General features: G+C 61.0%; 14 protein-coding genes. 10 read left to right on the top strand and 4 right to left on the bottom strand.

Annotated elements, in window-relative coordinates; translation table 11 throughout:
* Position 1: 1 nt before the first annotated feature.
* The 3 genes from MF268_RS05710 to MF268_RS05720 all read right to left on the bottom strand — a co-directional run bounded on the left by MF268_RS05710 (position 2) and on the right by MF268_RS05720 (position 3,922).
* Positions 2-2,080 (bottom strand): hydantoinase/oxoprolinase family protein, encoded by a 2,079-nt coding sequence (locus MF268_RS05710; RefSeq protein ID WP_238369930.1) that lies wholly within the window; start codon positions 2,078-2,080, stop codon positions 2-4.
* Positions 2,081-2,195: 115 nt separating this feature from the next.
* Positions 2,196-3,104: a LysR family transcriptional regulator gene (locus MF268_RS05715; RefSeq protein WP_238369931.1), complete on the bottom strand. Its 909-nt coding sequence runs from the start codon at positions 3,102-3,104 to the stop codon at positions 2,196-2,198.
* Positions 3,104-3,922: a 2-dehydro-3-deoxygalactonokinase gene (locus tag MF268_RS05720; RefSeq protein ID WP_238369932.1), complete on the bottom strand. Its 819-nt coding sequence runs from the start codon at positions 3,920-3,922 to the stop codon at positions 3,104-3,106. Before MF268_RS05720 ends, MF268_RS05715 begins: the two co-directional genes overlap by 1 nt.
* Positions 3,923-4,139: 217 nt before the next feature.
* Here MF268_RS05720 and MF268_RS05725 point away from each other — a divergent pair, with 217 nt between their 5' ends.
* From MF268_RS05725 to MF268_RS05750, 6 genes are all read left to right on the top strand, one after another.
* Positions 4,140-4,544, top strand: a complete 405-nt coding sequence (locus MF268_RS05725) for a 5-carboxymethyl-2-hydroxymuconate Delta-isomerase (RefSeq protein ID WP_238369933.1) — start codon at positions 4,140-4,142, stop codon at positions 4,542-4,544.
* Complete coding sequence (gene hpaE / locus MF268_RS05730) at positions 4,541-6,052, top strand: 5-carboxymethyl-2-hydroxymuconate semialdehyde dehydrogenase (protein WP_238369934.1); 1,512 nt, start codon at positions 4,541-4,543, stop codon at positions 6,050-6,052. The genes MF268_RS05725 and hpaE overlap by 4 nt, the downstream gene beginning before the upstream one ends.
* A gap of 63 nt (positions 6,053-6,115) precedes the next feature.
* Positions 6,116-7,096 (top strand): 3,4-dihydroxyphenylacetate 2,3-dioxygenase, encoded by a 981-nt coding sequence (gene hpaD, locus MF268_RS05735; RefSeq protein WP_238369935.1) that lies wholly within the window; start codon positions 6,116-6,118, stop codon positions 7,094-7,096.
* Positions 7,097-7,107: 11 nt separating this feature from the next.
* On the top strand, positions 7,108-7,989 hold the full coding sequence (locus MF268_RS05740) for a fumarylacetoacetate hydrolase family protein (RefSeq protein ID WP_238369936.1): 882 nt from the start codon (positions 7,108-7,110) through the stop codon (positions 7,987-7,989).
* Between the two features lie 234 nt (positions 7,990-8,223).
* Positions 8,224-11,529, top strand: a complete 3,306-nt coding sequence (locus MF268_RS05745) for a coiled-coil domain-containing protein (RefSeq protein WP_238369937.1) — start codon at positions 8,224-8,226, stop codon at positions 11,527-11,529.
* Entirely contained in the window at positions 11,530-11,994 is a 465-nt protein-coding gene (locus tag MF268_RS05750; protein ID WP_238369938.1) for a hypothetical protein, read from the top strand.
* Between the two features lie 7 nt (positions 11,995-12,001).
* Here MF268_RS05750 and MF268_RS05755 read toward each other — a convergent pair whose 3' ends face one another.
* Complete coding sequence (locus tag MF268_RS05755) at positions 12,002-13,057, bottom strand: LacI family DNA-binding transcriptional regulator (protein ID WP_238369939.1); 1,056 nt, start codon at positions 13,055-13,057, stop codon at positions 12,002-12,004.
* A gap of 185 nt (positions 13,058-13,242) precedes the next feature.
* Here MF268_RS05755 and MF268_RS05760 point away from each other — a divergent pair, with 185 nt between their 5' ends.
* From MF268_RS05760 to MF268_RS05775, 4 genes are all read left to right on the top strand, one after another.
* Positions 13,243-14,565 carry an ABC transporter substrate-binding protein gene (locus MF268_RS05760; protein WP_238369940.1) on the top strand — a complete coding sequence of 441 codons (1,323 nt, stop codon included), beginning with the start codon at positions 13,243-13,245 and terminating at the stop codon, positions 14,563-14,565.
* A gap of 143 nt (positions 14,566-14,708) precedes the next feature.
* Positions 14,709-15,656, top strand: a complete 948-nt coding sequence (locus MF268_RS05765; RefSeq protein WP_238369941.1) for a carbohydrate ABC transporter permease — start codon at positions 14,709-14,711, stop codon at positions 15,654-15,656.
* Complete coding sequence (locus tag MF268_RS05770) at positions 15,653-16,591, top strand: carbohydrate ABC transporter permease (RefSeq protein ID WP_238369942.1); 939 nt, start codon at positions 15,653-15,655, stop codon at positions 16,589-16,591. The genes MF268_RS05765 and MF268_RS05770 overlap by 4 nt, the downstream gene beginning before the upstream one ends.
* Positions 16,588-16,776, top strand: a complete 189-nt coding sequence (locus tag MF268_RS05775) for a hypothetical protein (protein WP_238369943.1) — start codon at positions 16,588-16,590, stop codon at positions 16,774-16,776. Before MF268_RS05770 ends, MF268_RS05775 begins: the two co-directional genes overlap by 4 nt.
* Positions 16,777-16,781 lie beyond the last annotated feature (5 nt).

Raw genomic sequence — 16,781 nt, forward strand, 5'->3', positions numbered from 1 at the left:
GTTATCCTTTCACAGTCAGGTCAATACATCCATCCGAACGGCTGGTAGCGGTGCGGCTGGAGGGGACGATGATGGTGGTTTCGTCTTCGGTGATCGCGGCGGGGCCCGCGACGCTGTCGCCTGCCGTCATGTCCTTGCGCTGGACAATAGCGGCGCTGACGGGCGCGCCAAGAGCGGGATCGAAGATCTCGCGTTTTTGCGCGGCCTCGACGGGGGTTATGCCGGTTTCTTCCGCGACTTCCGTCACCGGCTGCGGGGGCGTGGTGGCATTAACCGACCAAACGGTGATTTCGATGTCGAGCCCTTCGACGGTGCGGCTGAAGAGCTGGGTATAGTCACTCTCGAACAGGTCCTGGAAACGTTCGGCGCGCGGGTTGGCCGCGTCTTCCTCGGACAGGATGACCGGGATTTCCCAGCCCTGACCGGCGTAGCGCATGTAGACCTTGTATTCGCAGGCGATGTCGGCGGTGGCGTCGCAGGAGCGCACGAATTTGGTGGATTCCGCGCGCAGTTCGTCGATCAGCGTGCTGACGGTTTCCGGGTTCATGTCGGAGAGCCGCATGTAGACCGAGCGGTTGGCTTCGAAGCTGAAGGGCGCGCGCAGGAAGCCGATGGCAGAGCCGACGCCAGCCCCCGGCGGGACGAGGCAGCGGGAGACGCCGAGTTTTTCGCAAAGGCGGCCCGCATGGAGCGGGGCTGCGCCGCCGAAGGCGATCATGGTGTAATCGGCGAGGTCCTCGCCGTTTTCCACCGCGTGGACGCGGGCAGCGTTGGCCATGTTTTCATCCACCACTTCGGCGAGGCCGAAAGCGGCCTCTTGCGCTTGCATGTCGAGGGTTTCGCCGATGACGCTGTTCAGGGCTCTCGCCGATTTCTCGGGATAGAGGGGGATCGAGCCGCCAGCGAAGTTCTCGGGATCGAGCTTGCCGAGGGTCAGGTCGGCATCTGTCACGGCGGGACGGTCGCCGCCGCGCCCGTAGCAGGCGGGGCCGGGTTCGGAGCCTGCGGATTCAGGGCCGACGCGGATCTGGCGCATCGCGTCCACATGGGCGAGCGAGCCGCCCCCGGCGCCGATTTCCACCATGTCGATCACCGGGATCGAGATCGGCATGCCCGAGCCTTTCTTGAAGCGGTAGGTTCGGGCAACCTCGAACACGCGGGCGGTTTTCGGGGTCTGGTCGCGGATCAGGCAGATCTTGGCCGTGGTGCCGCCCATGTCGAAGGAAAGCACCCGGTCGAGTCCGTAACGCGCGGCGATGTTCGCGGCAAAGACCGCGCCGCCTGCGGGGCCGGATTCGACCAGCCGGACGGGGAATTCAGCGGCGCTGTCGATGGAGATGATGCCGCCGCCGGAATGCATCAGAAAGACCGGGCAGGTGACTCCTTCGTCGCGCAGGCGGGCCTCGAGCCGGCCGAGATAGCTCTTGATCAGCGGCTTGATATAGGCGTTCGCGACCACGGTATTGAAACGTTCATATTCGCGCATCTGCGGGCTGACTTCGCAGGAAAGCGATACCATCGCTTCGGGCATCTTTTCGGTCAGGACCTCGCGGACCAGCTTTTCATGGGCGTCGTTCTGGTAGGAATGCAGCAGGCCGACCGCGATGGAGGTGAAACCGGCCTCTTTCAGCTGGGCGACCAGTTCCTCGATCTCGGCGCGCTCGAGTGGGATCAGCACGTTGCCATGGGCATCCATACGCTCGGTCAGGGTGAAGCGGTCCTGCCGCGCGAGCAGCGGTTCCGGCAGGGTGAGGTTGAGATCGTATTGCTCGAACCGGCTTTCGGTACGCATTTCGATCACGTCGCGGAAGCCTTTGGTGGTGATCAGCGCGGTTTTGGCACCGCGCCGTTCGATCAGCGCATTGGTGGCGAGCGTCGTGCCGTGAATGATCTGGGTGATGTCGCCCGGCATGACCCCGGCGGATTTGCAGACGCGATGGATGCCTTCGATAATGGCGTCTTCGGGCGCGGCATAGGTGGTGAGAACCTTGGTGGAATAGGGGGTTCCGTCGACCTCGACCACCACGTCGGTGAAGGTGCCGCCGATGTCGATGCCCATGCGGATTGAAGACGCTGCCATGTTACCTGTCACCTTGCGCGTTGCTGTTCGTTGCGGCCACGCTAGGGGCGGCAGTGGATCAACGCAAATTATTTGATTTTTTCTATTGGATAGAAAAGATTTATCATGAGCCGGTTCAGTAGAGGGGGGCGTTGCGCTGATAGGTGAGCGCGACCTGACTGGCGAGATTGGCGGCGCGCTGGACGTAGAGCCCGGCGGTATGGGCATCAAAACGCGCGACAAAATCGAGATCGTCGGGCTGCCAGCTGTAGTTGAGCTGGCGCAGGGCATTGCTGGCAAGTTCCTCGGACACCATCGCGGCGGGAAGGGCGGCGACGCCCATGCTGTCGATCGCCATTTGCTTGCCTGCTGCAAGGTTAGAAGAGGGGACGAGATGGGCGTTGCTGCGCTCGGCACGGAAATGGGCAAGCACTTCCTCGTGCTGTCGGGTGCCGCGGGCATGAGTGAGGATCGGGTGCCGGGCCATGTCGTCGACGGTGAGAGGGCGATCTGTAGCGAGGTCGAGATTGGGCGAGGCGACCCAGATCAGCGGGTAACGTCCCAGCGCGGCGGTGCCGGTAGCGCTGCGGGAGAAGGGGCCGTTCTGCAGCGCGAGGTCTATGCGATGCGAGAAGAGGTCCTCTTCGAGCCGCGCGGACATATCGACGGTGAGCTCGACGCTGATCTTGGGGAATTCCTCGCGGAAGGCGCGCATAAAATCGCGCAGCCAGGTGTGCATGATCATCTCGGTCACGCCGAGGCGCAGGGCTCCGTCGTAGAGGCCAAGCTCGCCCGAAGCGGCGATGAGCGCGTCGGTCTGACGCAGGATCGCACGGGCGTGTTCCAGCAGGTCGCGGCCCTTGGCAGTGAGCCGGACCGAGCCCGCGTCGCGGGTCATCAGCGAGACGTTCAGCGCCGACTCCAGCGCCGCGATCCGGGCGGAAATATTGGGCTGGGTCGTGTTCAGCCGTTCGGCCGCACCTCGAAAACTACCGATGTCCGCAATCCAGACAAAGGCTTCGAGCTGTTTGATCGTGAATGACATCAGTTTTTCTGCAGCTCGGCTTGGGCGGTGGCGAGACCGGCGCGGATCATGGTGGGTTCGTCGGTGCGGGTGACCGGCACGCCCTGCGCTTCGAGCGCCTTGGTCTGGAGGTCGGCGAGCGGGGGCTGGCCTATGACAGCAACCTGCTGGCCGAGCCAGTAGGGGCGGGCGGCGGCCAGTTCCGCGCCAATCAGCAGGCCGGCAAGCTGGCTGGTGGATGTGGCCGTTGCGAGGCGGGCGGCGAGGCGTTCGGGGCGGGACATGCTGTCGCTGACGGCGTCGAGAAAAGCGGCATTGTCCTGTTGAGTTTTGTCGAGATGCGAGAGCGCCGGGGTGGTGCGCAGGGCGGTGAGGAGATCGCCAGTTAGGAAGGACTGCACGGAGACGATTTCCTCGGCGCTGATATGGGCCCAGTGGCTGCGCGGGCCGGTGACGCAGAGCACGCCGTCCCATCCCGGGTTCAGCGACAGGAAACCGCGGGCGGGCGCAAGGAGCGATGTAATCGGGGGCTGGTCGCTGGCGGCGAGCGCGGGGAGCGAGAAGCGGTTGCCGCCAAGGGCCTGTGCTGGCAGGTCGAGCGGTTTGCAGGGCAGCTTGACCTGCGGGGCCTCTGGATCGCTGCTTTGCAGCAGCGGCGCGCCGGGGAATTTCTTGCGGAGGTCGTCGGGCGTGCTTTCGCCGGGTCCGAGCGCGCGCGTGGACTTCATCGCCCAGGCGCGAGGTGGCGTGTGGGAGGTATCGGCGGCGATCCAGTCGGGAATATTCTGGCTGTCGGTCATGGAGATCTGTGCTGTCGCAAAGCTTTGCGGGGAAGTCACCTATCCTGTCACAGGGCGGGTGGGGGCAGCAAGGGGTGAAGGGGCTCTGCCCCGCCGCGCCGGGGCGCGGCCCCCCGGGATATTTGAAGACCCAAAGAAGCAAGGGCTGACCGGGCGCGGGATTTCCGCTTATGCTGGTGTCAGGGGGCGGGAAAAGGATTGACAGGGAGGTAATATATTAACATGTTAAATACATACTGTGGCCGGGGAGACAGGGATGCCGCATTTGCGAATCGAATATTCCGCCGGGCTTGAACGGCGGGTATCGGTCGCGGCGCTTTGCGAGGCGCTGCGGGTGGCGATGATCGAGACCAGGATTTTTCCGCTGGCGGGGATCCGGGTGCGCGCCTTTCGGGCCGATCACGCGATTGTCGCGGATGGGCTGGCGGAGAACGATTTTGCCGCGCTGGTCATGAGCGTCGGCGCAGGCCGGTCCGGGGAGGTTCTGCAGGCCGCGGGGCAGCATGTTTTCAACGCGGCGCAGTCGGTTCTGGCCGAGGCGCTTGCGACACCGCATTTCGCGCTTTCGCTGGAGATCCGCGTGTCGGACCCGGCGCTGAGCTGGAAGGATACACCCATACACGCGCGGCTTTCGGGGCCTGGGCGAGAGGAGAGATCATGAGTGCTCTGGACGAGAATATTGAAAAGGCGATGGGCTATGCGGCGCCGTTTCGCGCAAGCGGCGTGTTGAACCATATTGATGGTGAGACCGTCGGCGCGGCCTCGGGCCGGGTATTCGAGACCTTATCGCCCGTCGATCTTGCGCCGCTTGCCGAGGTCGCGCGAAGCGGGGTGGAGGACGTGGATCGCGCGGTGCAGGCGGCCAAGGCGGCCTTTCCCGGATGGGCCGGAACGCCGGGGGCGGAGCGTCGCCGTATCCTGATCCGCGTGGCGGAGGCCATCGAGACGCGTGCGGAGGAGATCGCCCTTGTCGAGAGCCTTGATACAGGGCAGGCGCTGCGCTTCATGTCCAAGGCGGCGGTGCGGGGCGCGGCAAACTTTCGCTATTTCGCGGACCAGGCGCCGGGGGCCGAGGATGGGCAGGCACTGCGCACAGCCACACAGATGAACGTGACCTCCCGCCGTCCGATCGGGCCGGTGGGGGTGATCACGCCGTGGAACACGCCGTTCATGTTGTCGACCTGGAAGATCGCGCCGGCGCTCGCCTCGGGCTGCACCGTGGTGCACAAGCCAGCGGAATTTTCGCCGATGACCGCGAAGCTGCTGGTCGAGATCGCCGAAAGCGCGGGGCTGCCCAAGGGCGTGCTGAACGTGGTCAACGGGCTGGGCGAGGAAGCGGGCAAGGCGCTGACCGAGCATCCCGGCATCAAGGCGATTGCCTTTGTGGGGGAGAGCCGCACGGGGTCGATGATCATGGCGCAGGGGGCGGCGACGCTGAAGCGGGTGCATTTCGAGCTGGGCGGCAAGAACCCGGTCATCGTCTTCGAGGATGCCGATCTGGAGCGCGCGGTGGATGCGGCGGCTTTCATGATCTATTCGCTGAATGGGGAACGCTGCACGTCCTCGTCGCGGCTCTTGGTGCAGGAGAGCATTTACCAAGAGGTTACTGGCCGGGTGGCCGAGGTGGCGGAGCGGATCAAGGTGGGGCATCCGCTGGACCCGGACACGGTGGTCGGGCCGCTGATCCACCCGGAGCATGAGAAAAAAGTGCTGTCCTATTTCGAGACCGCGAAACAGGAGGGCGCGACCGTCGCGACCGGGGGCGAGAAGGTCGGGAGTGAAGGGTGTTATGTGCGTCCGACCCTGTTCACCGGGGCGACGAGCGATATGGCGATCTCGCAGGAGGAGATCTTTGGGCCGGTTCTGACGGCGATCCCGTTCAGCGACGAGGAAGATGCGCTGCGCATTGCCAATGATGTGCCATATGGGCTGGCCGCCTATCTCTGGACCAAGGATCTGGACCGGGCCATGCGCATGACCGACGCGCTGGAAGCGGGCATGATGTGGGTCAATTCCGAGAATATCCGGCATCTGCCGACGCCTTTCGGCGGGGTCAAATCAAGCGGCATCGGGCGCGATGGGGGCGACTGGTCCTTCGATTTCTATATGGAAACGGTCAATGTCAGCTTTCCGCGACAGGGCCACAGGATACCGAAACTGGGCGGCTAAGCCGTAACGGGACGGCGCAGGGAAGAGACCGGCGCCGCGCTTAAGACCGAGGGGGAGTAAACCATGCCAATACCGTCACCGACGCTTTATCCGCCGTTCAACATCATCCGCCTGAGTCATGTGGAATTCGGCGTCACCAACCTTGCCGCGAGCCGCGCTTTTTACGTCGATACGCTGGGGCTCCAGGTTACGGATGAGAATGACGAAGCGATCTATCTGCGGGCACTCGAAGAGCGGGGGCATCATTGCCTGATCCTGCGCAAGGCTTCGAGCAGCCTGATCAAGGCGCTGTCTTTCAAGGTGTTCGACGATGCGCAGCTTGATCTGGCAGAGACATGGTTTCGCGACCGAGGGCACGCGGTCGACTGGGTCGAGCGCCCTTATCAGGGCCGGACGCTGGCGACAGTGGATTGTTTCGGCACGCCCATCGAGTTCTATTTCAAGATGGACCGGCTGGCCCCGATCCACCAGAAATACGCGCTGTATCACGGGGTGAAGCCGCTGAGGATCGACCATTTCAACTGTTTCTCGCCAGATGTGGACAAGGCAGTGGCCTTTTACGGTGAGCTTGGGTTCCGGGTGACGGAATATACCGAGGATGAGGAAAGCGGACGGCTTTGGGCGGCGTGGACCCACCGCAAGGGCGGGGTGCATGACATGGCCTTTACCAACGGCACGGGGCCGCGCCTGCATCACACGGCGTTCTGGGTGCCGACCCCGTTGAACATCATTGACCTGCTCGATCTGATGGCGACGACCGGCTATGTGGCCAATATCGAGCGCGGGCCGGGGCGGCACGGTATTTCCAACGCGTTTTTCCTTTATATCCTCGACCCCGACGGGCACCGGATCGAGATCTATTGCTCGGATTATCAAACGGTCGATTCGGATCTTGAGCCGATCCGCTGGGACCTGAAGGATCCCCAGCGCCAGACGCTTTGGGGCGCGCCGGCGCCGAGGTCCTGGTTTGAAAACGGGTCGGTCTTTGAAGGGGTTGAACCCTATGCCAGCGGGCTCAAGGCCAGCCCGATCATTGCCCCCTGAGGAGAGAGCACGTGAGTAAACCGATCCCCGCCCGCATCATCGCCTTTCACACCGAGGGGGCGGACCGTTACGGCGTTTTGCGAGATGAAGGCATTGTCGATCTGACGGGTGAATTCGGCGCGCGCTATCCGGGGCTGAAAGAGGTGGTCGAGGCGGGAGCGCTCGAAGAACTGCTGAGCACGGCGGAGGGGCGTTCCGTGGAATTTGCGCTTTCGGATATTCGCTATCTCATTCCGATTGCGAACCCGGAAAAAATCATGTGCATCGGGGTGAATTTTCCCGACCGGAATGCCGAGTACAAGGACGGGCAGGTGGCGCCGACGAAGCCGTCGATGTTCATACGTTTTCCGCGCTCTTTCGTCGGGCATGGTGAGGACCTGATCCGCCCGCCGGAATCGGAGCAGCTTGATTACGAGGGCGAGGTGACAATTGTCATCGGCAAGGGCGGGCGGCGGATTGCACGCGAGAATGCCTATGACCACATCGCGGCGCTGACGCTGTGCAACGAAGGCACGATCCGCGACTGGGTGCGTCATGCCAAGTTCAACGTCACGCAGGGCAAGAACTGGGATCGGTCGGGAGCGATGGGGCCGTGGCTGGTGCCGTTCCGCTCGGCCGATCAGCTTGACGACATTGCGCTGGTCACACGGGTGAATGGCGAGGTCCGGCAAGAGGATCGCACAGGGCGGATGATCTATGATTTTCGCTATATTATCAATTACATATCGACCTTCACCACATTGGTGCCCGGCGATGTTATCGTCTGCGGCACGCCAACCGGGGCGGGGGCGCGGTTCGACCCGCCGATCTGGCTGAAGCCCGGCGATACCATCGAGGTCGAGGCAGAGGGAATCGGTGTTCTGCGCAACGGCGTTGCCGACGAAACGGGTTGAGCATCGGCGCAGGCGGCGCCTGATTGGATGAAATCTTTTAATATAAATCAAGGTATTACAAAAATACAACGCTAGATTGGCCAGAGCCGGCTGTCATTACAACGCTGGTGACAACGGCGGGATGTAACCGTGTATGGATCAATCGTCCCGGGGGTATGCCCCGAGGGGTGGTATTGGCCGTATTTCTGGCGGTCATGTCTGGTTGCGCAGCGAGGTTTCAGTATGGCCGGTGATTTGAGTGACAGAAGGCGGTACTTCATTGATCGCTATATTCTTCACACCACGCAAAAGGCTGAAACCCGCGCGCGAAAGGGGAGGGAGGCAGAGGCCGAACTCGCCAAGGTGACGCGTATCCTTGACGAGTATGAGGGAACCAATTCCCCGACCGGACCCATCGCTGCCAAGGTGACGGCGGCGCAGGCTTTGATTGCCGCCAACGATCCCGAACAAGCGATGCGCGTTGCGAAAGACGCGCTGCAAGATGCCCTTGCCCTTGAGCAGGAGGCGTTGAGACGCAAGGAGAACCGGGAGCAGCTGGTCGAACTTCTGGATGCTCTGCCCCCCAACCCACAGTATGCCATCCAGGCCGAACTGGATATGTTGAACGCGGACCGGACCGACCTTGGCAACTTGCTGCGGCCAGTTTTCCCGTCGGCTGCCGATCTGGATCGCGCCCGTGTCCTGCTGCTGAATTTTCCCGGCAAGATCCAGCAAGTTCAGCAAGATTCCGACGCGCGCGGGGTGATCATACGCGAGCTTCAGGCGGTGCACGCAGCGCTGGCAACCGAGCTGGTTCTGGTCAGCCGCCGGCTGGAAAATCTGGAAGCCAAGCAGGCCCCCGAATGGCTAGAGTTGTCCGTGGATTTTACTCTTGTCGAAACCGACATCCCAAAGATGAAGGCTGCGCTTGATAACTTTGACATGGCTGAGATTACGCGGCTGAACGGCCAAGTTCCCACGATCAGAACCCAATTGGACCAGCTGAAGAGGGACATCGGAGCCGTCGAGGGTCCGCTTCATCTGCAGGACGTTCAGCACCTGAATATTTCCGATGCGCAGAAAGAGGCTTTCGCGAGCCTGGGGTCGAAGAATGTCGATGCGTTTTCCGATGCGATAGATGCGATCGCGGCTCTGGATCAAAGATATGCGGGGGATTGCTCTGCGGCTGAGCTTTTGCAGACCATCGACGATCTGAGAGATGCGCGCGCGGATCGCGACGCCAAGGTGCAGGACGCGGCCGATCATCCAGACGATGGCACAAAACAGACCGATGCGACGACGGCGCAGCAATTGGTTGTTTCCACGAAGGAAAAACTTGAGATTATCGACCTTAAGCGGCCGATCTTGCAGGCTGTTCTGTCAAATACGTTCTCGGCGGACAAGAAACCGCCATTTCCGCCGGAATTGCTTGCGGACGCTTTCGCGGTTATCAAACGAAACCCAAGTGTCGGACAAGCGATGCTGGGCGCCTTGGCCAGCGGGACCAGGTACAAAGAGATTGTCGATACGGCCAGACTGGCCTGTGATGGCGTCGACTCGGGATTTGCGGATCGGAACGGAAACCCGCAACTCAATGCCGATGCGGCTGCGTGGTACGCGCGCAAGCTGGTTCAGACGGCCGGCCAATACCCGGTGCCGCAGGACATTATCGAACGGTACACCACGCACGCTTACATGGTGCAGGATATTCCCAACCTGAACGGCATCAACAACCGTGACGAACTGACGACGAAAAGGGCGCGATACGTCGGGAAGGTGTTGCTAGGGCCGGACGGCAAGCTTAACATTGAGGCGGCGCGGGTGGCCGTTTACGATACGTTGTTCAACTACCATCAGGTTGATAAACAGACGCCGGTTCTTGCCGAGCATATGCTCAAGACGCTGGATTTTCTGGAGAATAACCCCGAAGCGCAGCAGTTGCTCGACGATGTCGAGGCACCGGTTATCGGCGGTGGCCGCGGTCTGGTGGCCAAGGATACCGGCAAGCAACGCGGGGAACTGACGACCGCAGACTTCCGCGAGGCTATCGTAGCTGCAATGCTGACACCGATCTATCAGGGTCCGGTCGGATCCTGTTTCGCGACCGCACCCGCGATCAGGATGCGCGACAAAGACCCGCTGGGAACGATGAAGCATTTCCGCGATCTTGCAGTCGACGGGGTTCTTCGGCCCAAAACTGGCGATCCGGTGCCTGCTGTCAAGAATGTGCCGAACAATCAAAACGCGCTGACCCGCAGTTTCGAATACACGGTTGCGACCGCAGCGGCCCGGATTGATCGCAAAGGCAAGCACCGGGAGCTGGAGAATTCGGCTGACGAGATCGCCAAGCTGCTGGGCGAAAAGGTGAAATCGGGCAAGAAACGCGGTGCCGCGACGGCGCGGCTCAAGACCGCGATTACTGACGCCTTTGAGTTCCGCTATGATCCCGAGGTCTTGGTCGGGGATGCAACCGATGGATCGTCGAGCCAGGGCAGGTATGTTCTGTTCAACAAGGCCACTGGACAGCCGGTGGCGAACATCGACGACTACAGGGGCGTGGTAAAGGATATCGTTCACAAGACGATCAAGAGCGGCGATACCTCCTTTTTCACCAGTCGCGGGGACGTGGCAAAACTGGTCGACGATCCGCGCTTTGCCGGTGCGATCAAGATCGATGGTGCGGAGCCATGGGACCTGCCATCTGGCGGCGATTCAACTTCATCGACGGCGGTGCTCGATGAGCCAGTTGAGATGGCATTTGTGCTTAGCCAGACTGAAATAAATGCGGTTCCGCCCTTCGACCGGCCTGCGAAGCTCATGGAGAATTTCATCGGAAGTTTCGCGCCCTCGACCGATCCGGCCGATCCGGCTGAAAAAATTGCGATAGCGACGCGGGGACGCCATTTGTTCAATTCCTTGCCGGGTCACCCATCGACCGCGCCACTGCGTGAAGGCGGGCCGGCCAATCTGGCGGCAAATCTGCAGCGTGAGCTATTGGATCCAGCGCAGGCGCTGGCGGCGGCACCGATGAGTGCCGCAGCCCTTGCCGCCCCGTTCGAAGAAATCGTCACCGGCTTAATACGGCATGCAAAGTCGGATGCAGAGCGACTGGCGTTGAGGGATGTTCTTGAAAACGAAATGCCCGCGGCTGACATGACGCCGCGCCGATTTGAGCAGTACGTTCAGACAAAGGTTAACGCCGCTTTGGCGATGCGGGTTCAGGAAGAGTTTAACCAATGGAAGGCGCCGCTGAATCCTCAGCCGACCCCCGCAGAAGAGCAAGAGAAGCGGGACAAAATTCAGGCCTCGGTCGACAAGGAAAAACGCAGGAGACTGGATGGCGCGATTTTGAATGCCGTGGAAACACCGCAGTTCGTTATCGCGGATACCAACTGGAATGGTGGCGACGTGGTGCGGTATCTTGTCATCATCGGTGATCCTGTAAACGGTACGGCGAAGCTTTGTGAAAAGTGGATGCCGAGCGGCCGACTGGAGAACTTTAGCGAAGCGGATGACTGGATGACCGACGAGTGGTACAAGGTAGACAAGAGGAACCCGTAAATGACTGACCTTACAGAGATTGTTCCAAGTCGGAATGAGGATGGCGAGCGTACTGCCTATCTGGGCGAGGCGTCTTTCGGATCAATTGATGCGCTTGTCGCCGAGGTGCCGGAACTACTGGAGCCGGACGCGGCAACGGAACTTGCACGGCATGTCAATAACTTTGCCCGGGGCAGTGATTACGAGTTGATCGAGGACCCTGCCGAATTTGCCGAACGGTATCGCGCGCAGCTTGAAAGCGAGGATCCATCGCAGCCATGGCGCGAGGGCGTGATGCGTCTGAGCGATTTCGGGGTGCCGGATTTCGACGCGATTGCCACGCCGCGGCATAATGGGGATAAATTGGTCTATTTTGCCGAGGATCGGGCGACCGGGCTGGCCTATCGCGCCACGGCGTCCCTGTCCGGGCTGGCCGAGCCGTCCTATGAGCCGGTGCCGCTGGACGATTACGAACCAGCCGAATAGGCCCGGTTCAGATATTGGTGGCGATCAGCACCTCGATGCGGATTTTCTCTTGCGAGGTCGAGGTGGTGAGGTTGTCCGACAGCGCGCGGAGCCGACGGATCGCGCTGCGGACCAGATGGCCCGGGTCTTGGGTGATCAGCGCGTCGATGCTGCCGTTGCGCAGGGCATTTTCCGTGAAAGGCGTGCGCTCATGGGCGATGGAGACGATCTGCTGCGGCAGGTCGGTCCGTTCTAGCACTTCGAGCGGGATGCGCGCCTCGGACGACATCACGTAGACGCCGACAATATCGGGGTTGCGTTGCGTTGCGGCGGTGATGACCCGCTCTGCCCGTTCTGCCGAGCCGTAGGTTTCCAGCGAGGGCAGGGTGGTAAGATGCGGAAAGCTGTGGTTGATGACCTGATCGAAGCCGAGCCGCCTTTCGAGACTGTCGCGCGACTGCATGCTTTCGGCGATGACGAGGATCTGCCCGCGCGGTGCGTGAATGAAACGGCCCATGAGCGTCGCGGCGGTTTTGCCTGCAGCACGGTTGTCGATGCCCACGAGGTTGTCGCCTGACAAAGCCTGGTTCGAGATGAAGGGCAGGGCGCAGACGCCGCGCTCGGCCAGCCGCGTCATCGCATCGCGCAGCTGCGGCGTTTCCGGGGCCATGATGGCGACCCCGTCCACATCGCCGGGCGACAGGCTGGCGAGAAAAGCGGCGATCTGGTGCGGGTCGTTTTCGTCGATGGGCTGCACCTCGGCCCAGATCATGTCCGAGGCAAAGACCTCGCCCGCCTCGTGAATGTGGCGCAGAATTTCGTCGAGAAACTGGTCGCCCGAGCGGGGCAGCACGAAGATGAAGCGATAGCTTTTGCTCTTGGCGAGGTTGGCGGCAGAGATGTTGCGTACAAAGCCGAGTTCGCGGATCGCGGCGGTGACTTTTTCCACGGTTTCGGACTTTACGCCCTCGCGCCCGTTCAGGACCCGGTCGACCGTCGCGCGGCTGACTCCGGCGACGCGGGCCAGGTCCTTAGTCGTCGGCCGGGCCATGTTCGGCGTCGAGGGGCGCAAGGATTTTTGCATGAATTACAAACTCTTGAGGGCCGGTTTAGTTCAGTCTCGCAGAATGCTTGGGATTTTTTATACACGGTTTTGAGGCACGTGCATCAAAATTTTGTTGCTTTGAGGCACGTGCCTTACTAACAAATATTACATCGGTGAGTCGCAAGGGAGGCGGCGGCAGCGATGTTTCAGGGAGGAATCATTCAATGAATAAGAAATTCATGACCACCGTCGCGTCGGGTGCCTTGGTGACGGCAGGCCTGTCGGGGGCGGCAAACGCAGAAGACCTTACCCTTTGCTGGGCGGCGTGGGATCCGGCGAACGCGCTGGTCGAGCTGAGCAAGGATTTCGAAGAGAAGTCCGGCCATAACATGAGCTTTGAATTCGTGCCTTGGCCTAACTTTGCGGACCGGATGCTGAACGAGCTGAATTCGGGCGGGCAGCTTTGCGATCTGATGATCGGGGACAGCCAGTGGATCGGCGGTGGCGCCGAGAGCGGCCATTACGTCAAGCTGAACGACTTTTTCGAAGCCGAAGGCATTACCATGGATGACTTTATCCCAGCGACGGTGACCGGCTATTCGGAATGGCCCAAGGGGTCGCCGAATTACTGGGCGCTGCCCGCGTTCGGCGACGTGGTGGGCTGGACCTATCGCAAGGACTGGTTCGAGAAGCCCGAGCTGCAGGCCGAGTTCAAGGAGAAATACGGTCGCGATCTGGGTGTACCGGCCACGCTGGAAGAGCTGAAGGACATCGCGGAGTTCTTTCAGGGGCGCGAGATCGACGGCAACACGGTTTACGGCGCGGCGATCTATACCGAGCGCGGCTCGGAAGGGATCACGATGGGTGTGACCAACGTGCTGTATAACTATGGTTTCCAGTACGAAAACCCGGATCAGCCCTATGATCTCGAAGGCTACGTGAACTCGGAAGGCGCGGTTGAAGGGCTTGAGTTCTATAAGGCGCTTTACGATGTCGGCACCCCACCGGGATCGTCGAACTGGTACATGGGCGAGAATATCGACGCCTATAAATCCGGTCAGGTCGCGCTTCAGATGAACTTTGCCTTTATCTGGCCGGGCGTGGAGGCCGATCCGAACGTGGGCGGTGGCAAGTCGGGTTATTTCCCGAACCCGGCAGGTCCGGCGGGCCAGTATGCCCAGCTTGGCGGGCAGGGGATTTCGGTAGTGTCCTATTCCTCGAAACAGGATGCGGCGCTGGAATACATCAAGTGGTTCGCCCAGCCTGAGATTCAGGCCCGCTGGTGGGAGCTTGGCGGTTATTCGGCGCTGAAGGCCGTGGTCGAAGATCCGGGCTTTGCCTCGAGCCAGCCCTATGCGCAGACCTTCCTTGATAGCATGGCAATCGTAAAGGATTTCTGGGCTGAACCGGCCTATGCCGATCTGCTGCTGGCGATGCAGGAAAAGATCCATGACTACGTGATCGCCGGTAACGGCACGGCGCAAGAGGCGCTGGACGGACTTGTCGAGGAATGGACCATCATCTTTGAAGATGAAGGCAAGATCTGAATGACTCCCCGTCGGACGGCATATCGTCCGACTTTACTGCCCCCCGCTGTCGCGGATGCGCTTTCGGGGGGCACCTTTCCGAACATGCAGGAACAGATGGAAACGCGGGTTATGCCTAGCGCCCGTCGCGAAGGATTTGTCTTATGACCCATGCCCCGATGGAGAAAATCGCGCGCGCCACTCCGGCACCGGTGGCCAGACGGATCAAGGGGCTGTCGGACCGGGCCATCGCCTGGATATTTGTGGCGCCGTCGATCTTTCTGTTGCTGGCGGTGAATATCTTTCCGCTGATCTGGACGATCCGGCTGAGCTTTACCGATTACCGGGTGAACCGGCCGAACCGGGATGTGGAATGGGTGGGTCTGCGCAATTACGAACGGATCCTGACAGATGACGGGATCTGGGCGACAATGCAGGCGACGGCGCATTTCCTGATCTGGACCATCGTGCTTCAGGTCATCATCGGCTTTGCGCTGGCCTATCTGATCAACAAGAAATTCAAGGGCAATGACCTCTGGACCACGGTGATTGTGCTGCCGATGATGCTGAGCCCGGCGGTGGTCGGCAACTTCTGGACTTTCCTCTACCAGCCGCAGATCGGGCTGTTCAATTACGTGATCGCCTTTTTTACCGGGGCCGATCCAGCGTCATTTTCGATGATCGGCGATGTGAACCTTGCGCCCTGGGCCATTGTCATCGCGGATACATGGATGTGGACGCCTTTCGTGATGCTGATCTGTCTGGCGGGGCTGCGGTCGATCCCGGACAGCATCTACGAGGCGGCGGAATGCGACCGTGCGAGCAAGTGGCGGCAGTTCTGGACGATCACCATTCCGATGGCTTTGCCCTTCCTGATGCTGGCGGTGCTGTTCCGGGGGATCGAGAACTTCAAGATGTTCGATCTGGTTGTGCAGCTGACCGGCGGGGGGCCGGGCAATACCACCACGCTGACCTCCATCGACCTCAAGCGTGAGGCGTTCGAGCGCTGGCGAACCGGCTATTCGTCGGCCTATGCGGTGATCTTGTTCGTAACCGTCTTTGGCCTTGCCTCGATTTATGTGAAAGCCCTGAACAAGGTGAAAGAGAGATGAGCTTTTCCGTCACCGACCCGTCGCGCGGCACCAAGTGGTTTGCAGGTGTCATGGTGGTTGCCTATGCGATCATCACCATCCTCCCGCTGGCATGGATTATCGCTACCGGTTTCAAGTCGCCCGCCGATGCCATTGCCTATCCGCCCAAGGTGGTTTTCGAGCCGAGCCTTGAAGGCTACGTCAACCTGTTCACGACCCGCACGCGGGTGACAGAGGACGATTTCGCGGCGCTGCCGCCTCCGGCAACATGGTACGAAAAAGTGGTGCGGGATCAGGGAATGGTGATCGCCGGGCCGTCGCGCTATGGCGAGCGGTTTCTCAATTCGGTGATCATCGGATTTGGCTCGACGGTGCTCTGCATGATCCTTGGCACGGCAGCGGCCTATGCGTTCAGCCGGTTCCGGGTGCCACTGAAGGACGACCTTTTGTTCTTTATCCTGTCGACGCGGATGATGCCGCCGATCGCAGTGGCAATTCCGATCTTTCTGATGTTCCGCCAGATCGGGCTGAACGATACGCATCTCGGAATGATCCTGCTTTATACGGCGGTGAATCTGTCGCTGTCGGTGTGGCTGCTGAAGGGATTTATCGACGAGATTCCGGTTGAGTACGAAGAGGCCGCGCTGATCGACGGCTATACGCGGTTTCAGGCCTTTTACAAAGTGGTGCTGCCGCAGGCGGCGACCGGCATCGCCTCGACCGCGATTTTCTGTCTGATCTTCGCTTGGAACGAATATGCCTTCGCGGTGTTGCTGACATCCGGCACCGCGCAGACTGCGCCGCCGTTCATCCCGACGATTATCGGGGTCGGGGGCAAGGACTGGCCCGCAGTGGCGGCCGGGGCGACCATCTTCCTTGTGCCGGTCATGGTCTTCACCATCCTGTTGCGCAAGCATCTGCTGCGCGGGATCACATTTGGAGCGGTGCGCAAATGACCAGCTTTTTCAACGGACTGGTTCGCTTTCGTCGGGGCGCGTGGGAGATGCTGGCAAGCGTATTGATCGCGCTGGGCGTGGTGATGCTGATGCAGCCATTTTTCCTGGTCGCCTTCACCTATTCCTTTATCGTCACGCTGGTGGGCACGGTGATGTTCATCATCGTCAGCCATTTCCCGGAGTGAGCAGG

The organism is Heliomarina baculiformis (assembly GCF_019966545.1).
Classification (GTDB): Bacteria; Pseudomonadota; Alphaproteobacteria; order Rhodobacterales; family Rhodobacteraceae; genus Heliomarina; species Heliomarina baculiformis.